The organism is Vibrio sp. 1562, from assembly GCF_033340155.1.
GTDB lineage: Bacteria > Pseudomonadota > Gammaproteobacteria > Enterobacterales > Vibrionaceae > Vibrio > Vibrio alginolyticus.
In genome coordinates this window covers 117226-133739 of the sequence record NZ_JAWOVY010000011.1, presented here as the reverse complement: position 1 = coordinate 133739, position 16514 = coordinate 117226, and the positions used below count along the sequence as shown (strand labels likewise).

Below are 16514 nucleotides of genomic sequence, written 5' to 3'. Positions count from 1 at the left end.
TACGCTCGCCGAATAACCATTTTCACCTGGGATACTTTAATGATTTCAAAAAACCAATTAAAACTGCTTCGTGCTTTAGGTCAAAAGAAACAGCGTAAAGCGCATGGCTTATTCCTAGTTCAGGGTGAAAAGAACGTACTAGAGCTAGCAAGTAGTTCATTGAAGGTGAAGCAGGTTTTTGCAACAGCGGCATTTCTCGAACAAAATGCTGGTACGCTAAATCGTTTTGATTGTGTTGAAGCATCGCTTGATGAATTGACCAAAGCGAGCACGCTTGTGAGCAATAATGCGGCCATTGCTGTGGTTGAAATTCCGAGTGTAAAAGAGCCTCAAGCGAAAGGCTTGATGATTGCGCTAGATGGTGTATCCGACCCTGGTAATCTAGGTACGATTATTCGTGTTGCAGACTGGTATGGCATCAAGCACATTATTGCGAGTACAGATTGTGCTGATCCTTATAATCCTAAAACGATCAGTGCGACCATGGGCAGCTTTGGCCGCGTACAAGTGAGTTTGGTGGATTTGCCAAGTTACTTGGAACACGCCAAATTGCCAGTATATGGCGCGTTTTTGGAAGGAGAGAGCGTTCATAAAACGGATTTCGCTGCTGAAGGTATTTTGTTGATGGGCAGCGAATCTCATGGTGTGCGCGAAGCCGCAGCAAAATTCGTGACAGATAAAATCACGATTCCGGCGTTTGGCGGTGCCGAATCACTGAATGTCGCGATGGCGACTGGCATTATTTTAGACAACATGCGCCGCCAACATAGCTAACGCAACAATTACTTAATAACAAAGCCAGTCAATTTGACTGGCTTTGTTGTATTTATTGCCTAGAAAAATCAGCCTGGCTGAATCTTGCGTTTAACGAAATACAGTGAATGTTGTTCGGTGAGTTAATTTTGTTTTAGTTCAATAGGCTGTGCCTATAAATAAAATTACTCCTTTCCATTTAGTAAAATCAGGAAATTAGGCGACACTTATCTAAAGGCCGCAATAAAATGCCCTTAAGGAGATAAGAATGCATTCATTAAAAGTAAAAGATTACATGACGTTGCAAGCGGTGACTTTCACGAAAGATATGTCACTTTCGGCAGCTTTAAACAAAGTAATGCAAAGTGTCACACTAGGTGGCCCTGTCATTGATGAAAATGAAAAAGTGGTTGGGTTTTTATCGGAGCAAGACTTATTAGATAAGTTGGTGAAAGCAAGTTATCACTGCCAAGATACACATACGGTACAAGAGTGTATGCATGATGATGTCTTATCTGTTTCTCCAGAAATGTCAGTAATTGAACTGGCTGACATGATGAAAGTTGGAAAGCCGAAAATGTATCCAGTGGTGGATGGCAAAGGTAAGTTGGTTGGTGTTATCACAAGAAGAGACGTGCTGCGTGCCATAGGAATGACATTAAATGAGTGCTTTAAGCATCCCGTTTAACCTCTCTGTTTAAACTTTACGGAATATTGCTTTTAAACTGGTTTGGAAAGACGCTTCGGCGTCTTTTTTATTTTCTATCGCCGAACTGTACAAATTTATCTTGACCTTGGAGCTTACTCTAAGGTTTATCCTTAGCAATAGGTAAATCACCGATACCAATAAGGAAAAAATTATGTGTACAAAACATCAAGGTTGCCAATCTAGCAAAATCAAAACTGCGGTGCCGCTTGGTGCAAGCGAGTCATGCTGTGCGCCAGTAAAATCTTCGCTCAATATCTCTCAGGCCAGTGTTGATGTTTCTGAAAGCTCTTGCTGTAGTGGAGGAGGCTGCAGCGTTGACACAGGCGAGGAAGACGATCCCACAAGGGAGAGTAATTCCTCCGTTCGGAACGCTTGGCTTGTGTCAGGTATGGATTGCCCATCTTGTGCGCAAAAGCTTGAGAAAGCCATTACGTCTTTACAAGGCGTCAGCCAAGCCAAGGTTTTGTTTGCAACAGAAAAACTGGTCGTCGATTTTGATGGTCTAGAGCTGATAGCTACGATAGAGCAGACAGCCCAAAAAACGGGTTTCCCGCTCTCTTCACTTGATGCTCCAAAACCAAGCACTACAAAGAAAGGCTGGCTTGGCGTCATAAGAGACAACATCCAAATTCTCTCGATTGCTGGTGCAATGGCTACTGCGGCAGTAATTTCTAAGATCGACCCTCAAATAAGCGCTTGGTTATTCACTTTGACGTGTTTACTTGGTTTATACCCAATCGCGCTCAAAGCATTTAAGTTGGCGCGTAGCGGTACGCCTTTTGCGATTGAAACGTTAATGAGTGTAGCGGCGCTCGGCGCTTTATATTTAGGTGAAACCGCCGAAGCCGCAATGGTGTTATTGCTTTTCCTTATTGGTGAAAAGTTAGAAGCATATGCATCATCTCGCGCGCGAAGCGGTGTCCAGGCGTTAATGGACTTAGTCCCAGAAAATTCAATTTTAATTATTGATGGAGAGCGTAAAGAAGTACCAGCTGCTCAGCTTAAACCAGGGGATATCATAGAAGTCGCACCTGGAGGTCGTTTGCCTGCCGACGGTGTTTTGCAAGATGCGCTTGCGAGTTTTGACGAAAGTGCGTTAACGGGTGAATCTGTTCCCGTTGAACATCAAACCGGTGGCAAAGTGATGGCCGGGGCTGTGGTTGTCGATAAAGTGGTTCGCTTACAGGTGACTTCCCGTCAGGGCGAGAATGCGATAGACCGAATTCTTCATTTGATTGAAGAAGCCGAATCTCGTAAGGCACCATTAGAACGCTTTCTTGATAAATTTAGCCGTTGGTATACGCCGCTAATGATGCTGGTGTCTCTGATGGTTATCGTTACGCCGCCATTACTATTTGCCCAACCGTGGGAAACGTGGATCTATCGAGGACTCGCCCTGCTGTTGATTGCTTGTCCATGTGCATTAGTCATTTCAACGCCTGCGGCGATCACTTCTGGCTTGGCGGCAGCTGCTAAGCGGGGCGCATTGATCAAAGGTGGTGCGGCGCTTGAGTTGCTTGGCAAGGTTGAGTCTGTCGCATTTGATAAAACTGGGACACTGACGCAAGGTAAACCAGAAGTGACTGATGTCTTTGCTTTTGATATGGATGAAGACAAGTTACTTAGCCTAACTGCGTCAATCGAGGTTGGTTCAAGTCATCCTCTAGCGGTTTCTTTAGTTACCAAAGTGCAAGAGCAGGGGCTTACTATTCCTGAAGCGTTGGATAAAACCGCGCAAGTAGGCTCTGGTGTCACAGGTTACGTCGATGGAAAAATGGTCCAAGTGGTCACGCCTTCAAAGGCAGACTTTCCACTTTCTCAAGAAGCCAAAGAGCAAGTGGTTACGTTGGAACAACAAGGTAAAACGGTTGTCATTGTGCGTTTCGATGACGAGGTCATTGGCGTGATCGCATGGCAAGATACATTGCGCTCAGATGCCCAGCAAGCCATCGCAATGTTGAAGGAACTTGGGGTCACGTCGGTGATGCTAACGGGTGACAACCCGAGAAGTGCAGAAGCAATGGCAAATAGAATAGGCTTGGATTATAAAGCGAGTTTGTTACCTGCAGACAAGGTGCATTACGTCGAGAAGCTATCACAACAACATACCGTTGCTATGGTGGGAGACGGTATCAATGATGCTCCAGCCATGAAAGCTTCGAGTATCGGCATTGCGATGGGAGGCGGTACGGATGTTGCGCTCGAGACTGCTGATGCGGCGTTAACACACAACCGTTTGATTGAGCTACCTGCCATGATAGAACTGTCGCGTGCGACGCTAAGTAACATTCGTCAGAATGTCGCGTTAGCGCTAGGTTTGAAAGGTGTATTCTTAGTGACAAGTTTACTTGGTGTTACTGGGTTGTGGGTTGCTGTATTAGCCGACAGTGGTGCAACAGCACTGGTGACATTGAATGCGTTGAGATTACTTCGTTTTGAGTCCAAGCAGATCAAATAACTGACCTAACCATTAATCCCACTCATTAATAGCCCGAGGCATTCGTGTACCGGGCTTTTTTTAACCGTATTCACCTGATGCGATCAGACGTTTTTCTCGTCCTTGAAATCACGCATTGCTATGCAACAAAATGATCTAACGCCCCTTAAAGTGTGATCAATACCAGTTTTGTTTGAAATTTCATTTTCATTACATTTTGTCATTGTGATTGTGATCACTCTATGTTGGTGAAAGGTTCGCTACAGTGCATCTGTACCCAATAACTGATTAATGAGCTTATTGTTCATAAAATAAGCCACAATAAGGAGCGACTTATGTCTCAAGCTGTATTCCATTTAGGTGTTACTGAAGCTGATCTTAATGGTGCGACTCTAGCGATCATTCCTGGTGACCCAGCGCGTGTTCAAAAAATCGCAGAACAAATGGAAAATCCAGTATTTCTAGCAAGCCATCGTGAATACACGCTATACCGTGCAGAGCTAGACGGTAAACCTGTTGTGGTTTGTTCTACAGGTATTGGTGGTCCTTCTACCTCTATCGCAGTTGAGGAATTGGCACAGCTTGGTGTTCGTACTTTCCTACGTGTTGGTACAACGGGTGCAATTCAACCACATGTAAACGTGGGTGACATGATCGTAACGACGGGGTCAGTTCGTCTTGACGGTGCGAGCCTACACTTTGCTCCTATGGAATTCCCAGCAGTTGCTGACTTTGAAGTAGCAACCGCAATGAAAGCAGCGGTAGAAGAGTCTGGCGCTACAGTTCACATGGGTGTGACTGCATCAAGCGACACGTTCTACCCTGGTCAAGAACGTTACGATACGTTCTCTGGTCGTGTTGTTAAGCGTTTCCAAGGCTCTATGCAAGAATGGCAAGACATGGGCGTACTTAACTTCGAGATGGAGTCTGCAACACTGCTAACAATGTGTGCGAGCTCTGGTTTAAAAGCGGGTTGTGTGGCTGGTGTTATCATCAACCGTACACAAAAAGAGATTCCAGATCATTCAACTCTGAAAGAAACGGAAGCGCGTTCAATTAAAGTGGTTGTAGAAGCAGCGCGTAAAATGCTTTAAGCCTCTATAGTTGGCATTTAAACAAACAGAAAAAACCAGAGGCTAACCTCTGGTTTTTTTCTACTTATAGAAATGCGTACAGCTAAAATTTAGGTATAAAAAAAGCAGCATTAATGCTGCTTTTTATCGTTGTGAATTTTAGCTTTTCTTAATGGCACTATATCTCGTCTGAACCGCCCGCGTCTTTAAACCAAGCCGTTAAGTGCGTTCTTAAATCTTTAAGCTCATCAGGGCCAATCAGGGCTAGCCCTAAGTCTTCAGCACGAGTAATGTCATTGTGACGAAGAGGACGGAAGCTCACCAACATTGCGCGCGCTTGCAAGCCACCTAATAGATCGCGAAGCGATTCTAACTTATATAAAGTATCGTCGCCGTCATCTCTCATGCCTTTGGTTTTGCACTCGATGATGTGCAGCTTGTTGTTTACAACTGTTGCGACATCTAACTCATTGCGTACTTCACTTTCACCAAGTTTACGATAAACCTGAACATTTAACGATCGATCTTGGATCGTCGGCATGGTGTCTTGGATTTGCTTCACGGTGCTGTGAACCAAAGTTTCTAACCACTCACCGTTTGAAAAGCGTCGAGCATCTTCATCTGCAAACGTTAAAACGCCATTCTCATAGGTGGCGATTTCTGCTTCTACTAAATCTGAAAGCAACATGTTGAGCTCACGGTAGCCCTGCTGTTTTTCGGAGAGCTCGACATCAAGCTTTTGTTCTTTGCGGCATGTGGTTGCAAGGTAGTTAAGTGTTGCTAGACCTGGCCCAAGCTCAAGCGCATTTGAGGCCCATCGTTCACCAAGTTCATACAATTTTTTATCAAGAAGAGGTGGTAAATCAACGTGGTGAAACTCGCCGCGTGCACCAAAGATAGTGAGGTAATCTGCAATCGTAATGTGATCTTCGACTTGGGTATCTTCTTTGCCATCAGGGTATAACCAACAAAGCTTATCGCTACTAGGCTCAACCACAAAAATTGGCCAGCGATAGGTACGGAAAACTTCGTACACCGACAACAAGCGATGACGAAGACCACAGCTCGCGTTCAATTTTACATCTTCGCCGCGTTCATGAAGGTCTTTTGCCAGTTTTTGAATTGCTTGTTTGATCAGAGATGTATTAACAGCGGATGGAATTTCAAAAAATTCAGAAGTAATTTCTCGTTGAGCTAAAACGGCACTCAGTCGGTCAAATATATCTAACTGGCTCTTGTCTCCGATGAAGACGATATGTGTGCTTAGCGTACGATTATCTAATAGAGGAGTGACCAATCTCACTGGGTCTTGGTCGATAATACCAACATGAACAGCCATAGATTTTCCTTTTTATGAGGCCGCTCGAAAAGAGTTGTGCAAGGGGATGAGCTGGCCTTATTAATCATATGTAGACATGGCCGACAAAAAACAAGGGCGACTTAACAAAAAGTCGCCCTTATACAGTTGATTGCACTAATTAATGCTCTTAATTATAAAGTATTTATAACTTAAAGCGGTGGACCAATTCATTTTGCTGATGAGCCAAGTGGGTCAGTGATTCACTGGTTTGTGCGATACTCGACATGGCTTGGAAACTTTCATCGGCGATGCTGTTGATATCTTCGATGCTGCGAGCAATGTCTGTTGATGTTTCACTTTGCTCTGCTGCTGCTTGTGAAATGTGCGTACTCATTTGGCTGATCTCAATGATTAGCGCCTGGATCTCTTCCATTGAGCTGTTCGCTTTTGACGCTTGCTCAACCGACATCTCCATATCGCTCATACAGCTTTGTATGACTTGGTTTGCCGATTGTGAGCTAGATTGCAGATTACTGATCATGGATTCAATTTCAGTGGTTGATTGAGTCGTTCTTGATGCGAGTACTCGTACTTCATCTGCCACTACCGCGAAGCCGCGACCTTGTTCACCAGCGCGAGCCGCTTCAATTGCCGCGTTCAATGCCAGTAGGTTGGTTTGCTCCGCAATGTTGCGGATCACATCAAGGATAGACCCAATTTGACCACTCATCTTTTGTAGCTCAGAAACTGCGGAGACCGATTCGTTCAAACGTGTTTCTAGTTGATTAATGGTTGAGATGTTACTGCTCATAACATTTCTGCCTTCTTCAGAGGCAGATTCGACGCGTTGCACCATTTCTAGCGAGCCTTGCGCACTTTGCGCGACTTCCTGCACTGAATGAGACATTTCTGTCATCGCGGTAGCGACGTTTGCCGTTTGTTCGCGTTGAGAGCTCAATTTAATTTGTGCTTGCGAAGAGGTGCGTTCGTTGGTTGTCGCGGTTGACGATAGGTTTTCTGACGCTTCGTTGAGTTTCACCAAGATCTCGTGAAGGTTGTCGGCGAGTGAGTTAATGTGTCCACTCACACGGCTGAATTCGTTGTTATAGCGAATATCGATACGCTGTGTCATATCACCTTCAGTCAGGCCTTCTAACACTTTTAGAATACGAGTCAACGGCTCGCGAACGCTTTGTGCGATGTGGTAGCCAATCGCTGTCGCGAGTAAAACGACAATGACGCCAATGATGATGGCTTTCGTTACACCGGCCGAATATATGTCACCTGCATCTGCCAATGATTCATTGAGCTTATCTGTTGCGGTTGTCGTAAATTGCTCAAGAATCGCCATGGTTGAATCCACTTTATTTGCTAGGTTGGCGATATTGTTATACAAAGCGGCGCGAGCATTGAGGTAATTATTATGTTGGTCTAGCACACCGCCACGCATACCGACGTCACGAGTAAATTGCTCTACAGATTCGCCAAATGCTTTTTCTAGCTCAGGAAGCTGAGTCACCAACCCGCGGAATGCGTAATTCAAGTGCGTTACTGCTTTGCGGTTTTTAGCTACGGCTTGCGTAACAAACTCAGGGTTGGAACTGGCGAGGGCATCAGAGGTAATTACTTCGGCATCTTTTAACTTGATAAAGTAGCTCTTTGCCATGACTTTGACAGAAATGCTGGTTTGATCTGCCACATATTCTTTAAGACCAACCGAAAGTTCGGTATTCAGTTTTTGGAAGCGGCGTGAGGATTTTTGCACTTCTTCTTGAGCCGCGAACATTGCTTCGTAGTTGTCCATGGCCTCTAGAGCTTCTGTAAAATAGCTCTGCTCTAACGTTTTTAACTGTGAAAACGGTTCGGCAAGAGAAGGGTAGATTTGGCTTGCGGTTTTCAGTTGAGCCAATGTGGATTCGAAGCGCTGTTGAGATCTAGCAAATTCCTGACGCATTTCATCCATGCGTTGTTTATTCTCTGTTGTCAGGAAGTCTTTAAATGATTTGTCGGCAGAAAGCAGCTCAACACTGGTTTGATTAGATAACGATACCAACGGTAGGGATGATTTAGATACCGTGCCAAATTTTCCGTGAATATCACTCATTCCTCCCATCATAATGGCAATTGTGACGGCAAATAGGATGATGATCAGTGCAAAGCCGGCATACATCCTTTTAATAACTGAACCTCGCATAAGTGAGTTTCCTCTCCCAAAAATAGACAAGCTACCCAAGCATTTTTGAGTTTACTTGGGTATAAAAATAATAATTGTCTTAAAAAAGTAACAAAATTCATTGGATTGTATTCAGTTTGTGACGCGCATTTTATGACGCACACGACAAAAAAAGCCTCGTTAATTAGCATTTGATTAATAATGTTAAGTGAACACTGTTTTTATTGAGCTCCGCTTTTGGTTGGCGCATACTAATTGGGGTCTAATTACGTTTATAAAATGGAGTCCTCATGGCGGAAGAAACGATCTTTAGTAAAATTATTCGCAAGGAAATCCCTGCCGATATCCTTTATCAAGATGATTTGGTGACTGCGTTTCGCGACATTAACCCTCGCACACCAAGCCATATTCTCATTATTCCGAATAAACTGATCCCAACAACGAATGATGTAGAAGCTGAAGATGAAGCAATGATGGGGCGTTTGTTCACTGTTGCTAGAAAGTTAGCGAAAGAAGAAGGTATTGCTGAAGACGGCTATCGCCTAATCGTTAATTGTAATCCACATGGTGGCCAAGAGGTTTACCATATTCACATGCACCTACTAGGCGGCCGCCCTCTAGGTCCAATGGTATTGAGCTAAGCTTTTAAAAGTGGGTGGCGATTCACCCACTTCTTTTTCCTGTCGAATGACACATTTGTGGAGATAAATGTGAAACTAGGTGTAAAGCTGTTAGGGCTGATGAGCTGGGCTTTAATGGCCTCTGGCTGCGCGAATTTATCTGCGGGCAATCTGTTTAGCCATTACAGCAACCAGAATCAAGAAGTTTATCAAGCCGTTGTTGCAGGGGAATATGCCAAAGCAAAACAACTTCAATCAAGTGAAGTGGGTGGCGAGATACTTGGCAATTTTGAAAAAGGTCGTATCTCTTTTCTTGCTGAAGATTACCCAACAAGTTTAAATGCGCTAGAAAGCAGCGATCGTGCTGTACGTGTTCAACAAGATCGTGCGACGATATCTGTGTCAGACACGGCAACGAGCGTCGGCTCTCTCGCAGTGAACGACAATCTCCAAGACTATCATCCCGCCGATTACGAACTTGGCTTTTTGCACCTGTATCTAGGACTAAATTACTTACAGAAAAACGATTTAGAAGGGGCACTAGTTGAAGTGCGTCGAGCTAATCAAGTTCAGGAAGCAGCAAGAAAGGCGCGTGAAAAAGAGCTAAAAGCAGCAGAGAAAGACCTTAACAAGCAAGGCATGTCTGCCAATTTAGGCAGTGTGTTAGCGAACTACCCTGATGCTGGTAAAAAACTAAGCGCGGTACAAAATGGTTATCTGTTCTATCTTTCTGGCTTGTTATATGAAGCGTCGCGAGACTTAAACAGTGCTTATGTTGATTACCGACGAGCACTCGCTGTAATGCCAGACAACAAGCAAGTTGTGGAAAGTACCTTATACGCTGCTAAGAAGCTGGGCATGCGTGAAGACTTGCGCATGCTAGAGAAGCGGTATGGCAAAGCACCTTCTGGATTAACTCAGTCACAAGGGCGAGTCATCGTTATTGATGAGCAGGGTGTTGTTGAGGCGATGAAAGGGTGGCGTATTGATTTACCGATTTACGACAGTCGCGATAATGGCGCGATTTATTCGTTGGCGCTTCCTTATTATCAGAACCGAGGTGCTCAACGTTTTAGCGATGTTGTTTTAAATGGTCAGGTATTGCCTTCCAGTACGCTGACTGATGTTAATACGATGGCGCAAAACGATCTTAATGAACGTCTTACTACAATAGTGATCCGTCAAGCTCTTCGTGTTTGGGCAAAAGAGCGAATCCGAAAAGAGGCGGCGAAAAAAGGCGATGATGTGGGCAACATACTTTTCAATGTATGGAACACATTGACCGAACAGCCAGATACAAGAAGTTGGCAAACATTGCCAGCGCAAGTGAAAACGGCTTCAAAAATCGTGAAACCGGGAACACAAAGTTTAAACTTGGGTGATCAAACCTATCAGTTTGAAGTGCCTGCACAGCAGACTACATTGGTATGGGTATCTCGTCAGGGAGCACACTCAACCGTGTGGCATAAACAGCTAGGGAGACTGTAATGAAAGCATGGCTTGTTTGTTTAGCAATGGCTATTGGTTTAGTTGGATGCGCCGAAAACACGGCTGGTATTCGAATTGATGGCCAAACGCAAAAAGTATTTTTTAATGATAACGTTTTAGGTAGTCGCTTATTAGTTGACAACATCACCACCACTTACGTTGATGATCGCCCACGAGGAGTCGTGCTGCTGAGTAGCAATTACAAAGGTGATCAGCACATTCTTTACCGATTTTATTGGTATGACAACAATGGTTTAGAAGTGAATACCAAACCTGGTCCGTGGCGAAAAATGATTGTGCGAGGATTTGAGCAAGTCACGTTATCTGAAGTTACTGTGAATCCAAATGGCACAAAATTCCGTGTGCAAATTAGAGAAGCACAAGACGATTAATCTTAACGGCTCTGCCGAAGCTGCCGCGCTAACGATGCGCTGGTATTGAAAAACTAAGGAACTCTCATGAAAAAAAGTATTATTGCTCTTTTAGGTCTTGCCGTCATTTTAGGTGGCTGTTCTAACAAAGTCTCTTACGGCGATGCGCAAGCAACAGAAACCACGACTATCGATTTTGGCTCAACAGATTTACAAAAAATCGCGGCTGAAATGGTGGATAGCATGATGATGTCGGGCTCTGTAGCAGCAATTACTCGTGACCAACGTCCTATCGTTTTTGTTGAGCGAATTAAGAACAAAACCAGTGAACATATTGACACTGAATCCATTACTGACACGATCTCTACTAAGATGTTGAACTCAGGTAAGTTCCGTTTTGTTGATATGGATCGTGTTGAGTCTGTGCGTGAACAACTTAACTTCCAAAACACGGATGAGCTTGTTAACCAAAGCACAGCTATCCAATTTGGTAAAATGGTTGGTGCTCAATACATGCTTTACGGCAACCTATCTAGCATTGTGAAAAATGCAGGTAGCGATAAAGATGTATACTACAAGATGACCATGCGCCTAATGGACCTAGAAACAGGTTTGATTGAGTGGGCGGATGAAACTGAAATTCGTAAAGCGCAATCTAAGAGCCTATTCGGTCTTTAATCGAACAGGGTGGAGAAGTCATCAATGGCATGGTTTTCTTGGCAACAAGCAAAACAGTTAGATCCGAGTCTTAATGCTCTCGATGGCTTCTTTACGGAGCCTCCGGTAAAAGTACAAACTGTTACCGGGGGGCTAACCAACCGCTGTTGGCGGTTGGAATCTTCTCAAGGCCTTGCATACATCTGGCGACCGACCAGTCATGTCTGCAAGGCTTTTTCAATTTCTCGTCACAGTGAATATCAAGTGCTGAATGCAGTCTCTTCATTGGAAATTGGCCCCAAGCCAGTTTTTATTCATGAGCAAGGGTTGCTGGTGGAATGGATAGAAGGAGAGGCTCTGACGGAGTCAGGCTTAGCACTAAGCAATTTATTATCCATTGCGGCGAAGATTCATCAATATCCGATAAGCGCAATTCCTTTGGTTCCATTTTCATATATTTCTCGCATCGATCATTATTGGCTTGAGCTTGATGGTCAGTATGTGGGTACGGAGTTTGAGGCTTTGTACATGAAGTGGCGTACGGAACCGAACGTTGCACCTGTTCCGCTTGCCCTATGTCACTTCGATCTGGGGTGTTACAACCTAGTGCGAGGGGAGAGTGGGGTGAAAGTCATTGATTGGGAGTATGCCGGGATTGCTGACCCTAGGCTAGATTTGACCTTAACTATTCAGGTCGCGAATGCGCCTGTGGAAGAAGCGGTAAAGCAGTATTGCCAAATTCGAGGTATCGAAGATGTGTCTCTTTGGCTGAGAGGTGTACACGCTTGGCAACCAAGAACCTTGGTGATGGCGATGCTCTGGTATCTACTTGCCTATAAATTGTGGGGAACTGAACAATACTTAAACAGTGCGTATGAGTTGAAAGGCTCATTGTGTATGGAAGATCACTGTTTTGAGAACTCGTGATATTTTCCCCTTTAACAGTAAGGAAATAGTGGTAGTTTTAATAAAAGTACCAGATACACACAGGGAGAGGTACACATGATTATTTACTTACACGGCTTTGACAGTACAAGCCCGGGTAACCACGAAAAAGTTCTTCAACTGCAATTTATCGACGACGACGTTCGTTTTATCAATTACAGCACCCTTCACCCAAAGCACGACATGCAACACTTGTTAAAAGAAGTGTCTAAAGTTATCGATCAATCTGATGACCCAAACCCGTTAATCTGTGGGGTTGGTTTAGGTGGTTACTGGTCTGAGCGAATTGGTTTTCTATGCGGTATCAAGCAAGTGATGTTCAACCCGAACTTGCACCCAGAAAAAACGATGGCTGGTCGAATCGATCGCCCAGAAGAGTACGAAGATATCGCAACAAAATGTGTTGATCAGTTCCGAGCGAAAAATCAAGCTCACTGCTTAGTGATTCTCTCTAAAGATGATGAAGTGCATGACAACTCGAAAACGGCAGCTGAGCTAGAAAAACACTATCAAATCATTTGGGATGAAACTCAGTCTCATAAGTTCAAAAAAATCTCTCATCATTTACAAGCGATAAAGGCATTTAAAAATACTTATTAATGTTGAGTGTAGACAGTAAAGCGGCGTTTTTATCGGCTGCTTTGCTGCGATTCCTTCTCTTGAGTATGCCGAGCCACTGTCTCTTTGAAAGGCACATTTTCTTGGTTTAACGCTTTGAATATTGTGTTCTCCTTACCGTTTTCTTACTTCCCTCCTATGTAGCACGAACACCTTGTTGTAGAGTAGTCGAAAAGTAGTCAATCCGTACTCGTTACACGGATTTTGGTTGCCTTCAAAGTTGGTCTCTATATAATGAACCGGACTAAAATAATTTGATAAATATCAAAAAAAATTGAGAGCGAGTAATAAACTTGCCCAAAAATTCTGGCGTCGTATGCGTACCAGATAAACGTGCCAAACCCTGACAAGTCATTGATAGATAAAGAATCAAAGTGAGTGGCAGTTTTTTAATCCAAGTAATTGAGACACCTCTAAGAACCAAGAATTCATCGGTTGGATGGATGCCGCAAATGTTTGTGAGTCATGCATCGAGCTGAACCCCATATATTCATTTTTGTAGAGGAAAATCATTGTGACACGCATTATCGTTGTAGGCGGCGGTGCAGGTGGTCTTGAGTTGGCAACTAAGCTTGGTCGAACTCTAGGTCGCAAAAACCGTGCGCAAATTACGCTAGTCGATCGAAAAGCGAGCCACTTGTGGAAGCCATTATTGCATGAGGTTGCTACAGGTTCTTTGGACGAAGGAGTAGATGCACTGAGCTACCGAGCTCATGCAAAAAACCACAGCTTCGACTTCCAAATGGGTAGCCTTCAAGACATCGACCGTGAACGTAAAGTTATCATCTTAAGTGAGCTTAAAGACGAACACGGTGAACTTCTTATGCCAAGCCGTGAGCTAGAATACGACATTCTAGTGATGGCGATTGGCTCGACATCAAACGACTTCAACACGCCTGGCGTTCGTGAAAACTGTATTTTCCTAGACAGCCCTGAGCAAGCACACCGTTTCCGTACAGAAATGAACAACGAGTTCCTAAAGCTGCACGCGAAAAACGGTAACGGTACGGTCGATATTGCGATTGTTGGTGCTGGTGCAACTGGCGTTGAACTATCAGCTGAGTTACATAATGCTGTTAAAGAGCTGCGCACTTATGGCTTCGGTGATCTTGATTCTAGCAAGTTGAACGTCAATCTGATTGAAGCAGGTGAGCGTATTTTACCAGCGTTACCTCCACGTATTTCTTCTGCTGCTCATCAAGAGTTGGTGAAGTTGGGCGTAAACGTGCGCACCGCCACTATGGTGACTAAAGCTGAAAAAGATGGCCTTACTACAAAAGATGGTGAGAAAATCCCAGCTCAAATCATGGTTTGGGCTGCAGGTATCAAAGCTCCAGACTTTATTAAAGATATCGCTGGCTTAGAAACGAACCGTATCAATCAGCTTGTAGTGAAAAACACACTACAGACAACACGAGATGATGACATCTTTGTTATTGGTGACTTAGCACAATGCACCCAGTCTGACGGTTCGTTCGTGCCGCCACGCGCTCAAGCTGCACACCAAATGGCAAGCCAGGCATTTAGTAACATCGTCGCGAAGATCAACGGGCGCGAGTTGAAAGACTATGTATATAAAGATCACGGTTCATTAGTGTCTCTAAGTCGCTTCTCAACCGTTGGTAGTCTGATGGGGAACCTAACTAAAGGGTCGATGATGGTAGAAGGCCGTATTGCTCGTGTCGTTTACATCTCATTGTATCGCATGCACCTAATGGCGTTGCATGGTGTATTCAAAACCGGTCTGATGATGCTCGTCGGCCGCATTAATCGCGTGCTGCGTCCAAACCTTAAGCTGCACTAAGGTTTTAAATCCACTCTGTGTGGATGTGTTGTATCTTAAAAAATGCAGAAGCCACCGCAAGTCGGTGGCTTTTTGTTTATGTTAGATCTGTCGGTAAAAGTGAGAACACAACGCCATCTTTAGGCTTACCCTGAAAAATAAACCGGTTTCTGGCGATGGCTTCTTTTTGTGCACCGACGGACTCAATTAAGGCTTGGCTAGCTTCGTTGTCGGGGTCACAAACAATCTCTAGTCGAGTTAAACTTAGCTTTGCGAAGCAGAATTCTGCTAAGGCTTTAACGGCTTCTTGGGCATAGCCTTGCCGTTGATAGCGGTCGGCAACCCAGTAACCAATACTCGCCATATTAAACGTATGATATAACTCATTAACCGCTGCCATTCCAACCAAAGTGTTACTTTGCCGCTCATAGATACCGAAACCAAAAGCCTCAGTTTTGACCCAGTTAAGACGGGTTGCCAACAGAAAGTCCTGCGCGGTTTTCAATGTGACGTTTTTATCACACCAGTCAAGCCATTGGTGCAGCGAAGGGGATTCTGCAAGTAATCGTTGTAGTGAATGTGCTTCTTCAGCAGGGATGAGCTTGAGCGCTAAGCGGGGCGCAATGATTTCAAAGTCTGGACTCATGAACTAATACGACTTCCATGTTGAGTGTAAGTAAATTGAAAGCTGTCTATTTATACTTGAACGCAGCTATTTTCCTTGCTCTGCGTTGGTTAGGAATAACTGAGGTATAGCAGATAAAAACAAAGCGCAGCTTTGCTGCGCTTTGTCGAACCGCTCGTGCTTATCGAACCCGACGAACTTGAATGATCATACCCATCAACGGGTTATCTAGGTAATGAGTCTCGCTGCTACGCATACGACGTTTTTGATCCATTCGATAACTCTTCAGGAATTTCTCTTCGGTTACTGTCGGCGATATTTCTGCCAAGTTACCGACTTGGACGTTACCATCTACTTCACCTAAGTCATCCGCCAATTGCTCAGTTGAGGTTGGTTCAAAACGCACCTCTCTAACACTTGGTTCGCGCAGATCTAGTGTTGTTTCGGCGAAGAGGTAATGCTGTACGTATATTTGGAATCGACCATCTAGTTCATATAAAGGACCATTGACCGTCTCTTCACTGTAACCGTCGCTGGAAAATGTTTGATTACTATTGCCATTGATTGGGCGGCCATCTGCTTGATAAGAATCAGAGAAATCTCGCCCGCCAACGATGCGGAAAATTGGGGCGCTAGATTTACCTCGGTCACCTTGACGCCAGGCTACGTGTTTAAGCACTTTAAAGCCGGCATGATTATTTAGTGCCGCTTCTTGCGCGTTGAGACGGAAAGAAGAACTTGGCAAAAGTGTCACGCCTTTAGAGCGGCGGTAGGATTCACTCTCTAGGCTACCGACATTTTCCATATCGATTTTTGGCAGTTGATTCGGCCAAGATTCTGTTGTGCTTTCAGCGTCGACTGCTCGCTTGAAAATGATCACTTCAATATCAAATTGGCGCTGTGCCCAAGAGGGCATTGAGACACATAGAAGCAATAACGGGATCAGTATTCTCATTCGACTA

Annotated in this window: 15 protein-coding genes; 11 read left to right on the top strand and 4 right to left on the bottom strand. The window is 44.4% G+C overall.

Going from position 1 to position 16514, the window contains the following annotated elements; translation table 11 throughout:
- Window positions 1-39: 39 nt before the first annotated feature.
- From R7Z49_RS13685 to udp, 4 genes are all read left to right on the top strand, one after another.
- Window positions 40-774 carry an RNA methyltransferase gene (locus tag R7Z49_RS13685; protein ID WP_005378485.1) on the top strand — a complete coding sequence of 245 codons (735 nt, stop codon included), beginning with the start codon at window positions 40-42 and terminating at the stop codon, window positions 772-774.
- Window positions 775-1021: 247 nt separating this feature from the next.
- A complete protein-coding gene (locus R7Z49_RS13680; RefSeq protein WP_005378483.1) occupies window positions 1022-1441 on the top strand; it encodes a CBS domain-containing protein in 420 nt (139 codons plus the stop codon).
- Between the two features lie 172 nt (window positions 1442-1613).
- On the top strand, window positions 1614-3920 hold the full coding sequence (locus R7Z49_RS13675; protein ID WP_186584403.1) for a zinc/cadmium/mercury/lead-transporting ATPase: 2307 nt from the start codon (window positions 1614-1616) through the stop codon (window positions 3918-3920).
- A gap of 314 nt (window positions 3921-4234) precedes the next feature.
- Window positions 4235-4993 (top strand): uridine phosphorylase, encoded by a 759-nt coding sequence (gene udp, locus R7Z49_RS13670; RefSeq protein WP_005378479.1) that lies wholly within the window; start codon window positions 4235-4237, stop codon window positions 4991-4993.
- A 157-nt stretch (window positions 4994-5150) separates the two neighbouring features.
- On the opposite strand, the gene R7Z49_RS13665 is transcribed toward udp, so the two are convergent.
- Window positions 5151-6311, bottom strand: coding sequence for a DUF1887 family protein (locus tag R7Z49_RS13665; protein ID WP_064353735.1), 1161 nt, complete (start codon window positions 6309-6311; stop codon window positions 5151-5153).
- A 163-nt stretch (window positions 6312-6474) separates the two neighbouring features.
- On the bottom strand, window positions 6475-8466 hold the full coding sequence (locus R7Z49_RS13660) for a methyl-accepting chemotaxis protein (RefSeq protein WP_086046599.1): 1992 nt from the start codon (window positions 8464-8466) through the stop codon (window positions 6475-6477).
- 269 nt (window positions 8467-8735) lie between these two features.
- Here R7Z49_RS13660 and hinT point away from each other — a divergent pair, with 269 nt between their 5' ends.
- The 7 genes from hinT (at window position 8736) to R7Z49_RS13625 (ending at window position 14948) form a co-directional block, all read left to right on the top strand.
- Window positions 8736-9086 (top strand): purine nucleoside phosphoramidase, encoded by a 351-nt coding sequence (hinT, locus tag R7Z49_RS13655; protein WP_005378473.1) that lies wholly within the window; start codon window positions 8736-8738, stop codon window positions 9084-9086.
- 69 nt (window positions 9087-9155) lie between these two features.
- Window positions 9156-10553: a hypothetical protein gene (locus R7Z49_RS13650; RefSeq protein ID WP_318111746.1), complete on the top strand. Its 1398-nt coding sequence runs from the start codon at window positions 9156-9158 to the stop codon at window positions 10551-10553.
- A complete protein-coding gene (locus R7Z49_RS13645; protein WP_064353738.1) occupies window positions 10553-10945 on the top strand; it encodes a YcfL family protein in 393 nt (130 codons plus the stop codon). The genes R7Z49_RS13650 and R7Z49_RS13645 overlap by 1 nt, the downstream gene beginning before the upstream one ends.
- Before the next feature lie 66 nt (window positions 10946-11011).
- Window positions 11012-11602, top strand: a complete 591-nt coding sequence (gene lpoB, locus R7Z49_RS13640; protein WP_005378467.1) for a penicillin-binding protein activator LpoB — start codon at window positions 11012-11014, stop codon at window positions 11600-11602.
- A 24-nt stretch (window positions 11603-11626) separates the two neighbouring features.
- Window positions 11627-12508: a thiamine kinase gene (thiK, locus tag R7Z49_RS13635; RefSeq protein ID WP_186584402.1), complete on the top strand. Its 882-nt coding sequence runs from the start codon at window positions 11627-11629 to the stop codon at window positions 12506-12508.
- A 75-nt stretch (window positions 12509-12583) separates the two neighbouring features.
- Complete coding sequence (gene ycfP / locus R7Z49_RS13630) at window positions 12584-13126, top strand: alpha/beta hydrolase YcfP (RefSeq protein WP_005378464.1); 543 nt, start codon at window positions 12584-12586, stop codon at window positions 13124-13126.
- A 532-nt stretch (window positions 13127-13658) separates the two neighbouring features.
- Window positions 13659-14948, top strand: coding sequence for an NAD(P)/FAD-dependent oxidoreductase (locus R7Z49_RS13625; protein ID WP_005378463.1), 1290 nt, complete (start codon window positions 13659-13661; stop codon window positions 14946-14948).
- Window positions 14949-15024: 76 nt separating this feature from the next.
- Here the strand turns inward: R7Z49_RS13625 and R7Z49_RS13620 are convergent, their stop codons facing one another.
- Together R7Z49_RS13620 and R7Z49_RS13615 are read right to left on the bottom strand one after the other, a co-directional pair.
- A complete protein-coding gene (locus R7Z49_RS13620; protein WP_005387823.1) occupies window positions 15025-15573 on the bottom strand; it encodes a GNAT family N-acetyltransferase in 549 nt (182 codons plus the stop codon).
- A 160-nt stretch (window positions 15574-15733) separates the two neighbouring features.
- Complete coding sequence (locus tag R7Z49_RS13615) at window positions 15734-16507, bottom strand: peptidoglycan binding protein CsiV (protein ID WP_005387825.1); 774 nt, start codon at window positions 16505-16507, stop codon at window positions 15734-15736.
- Window positions 16508-16514: the final 7 nt, after the last annotated feature.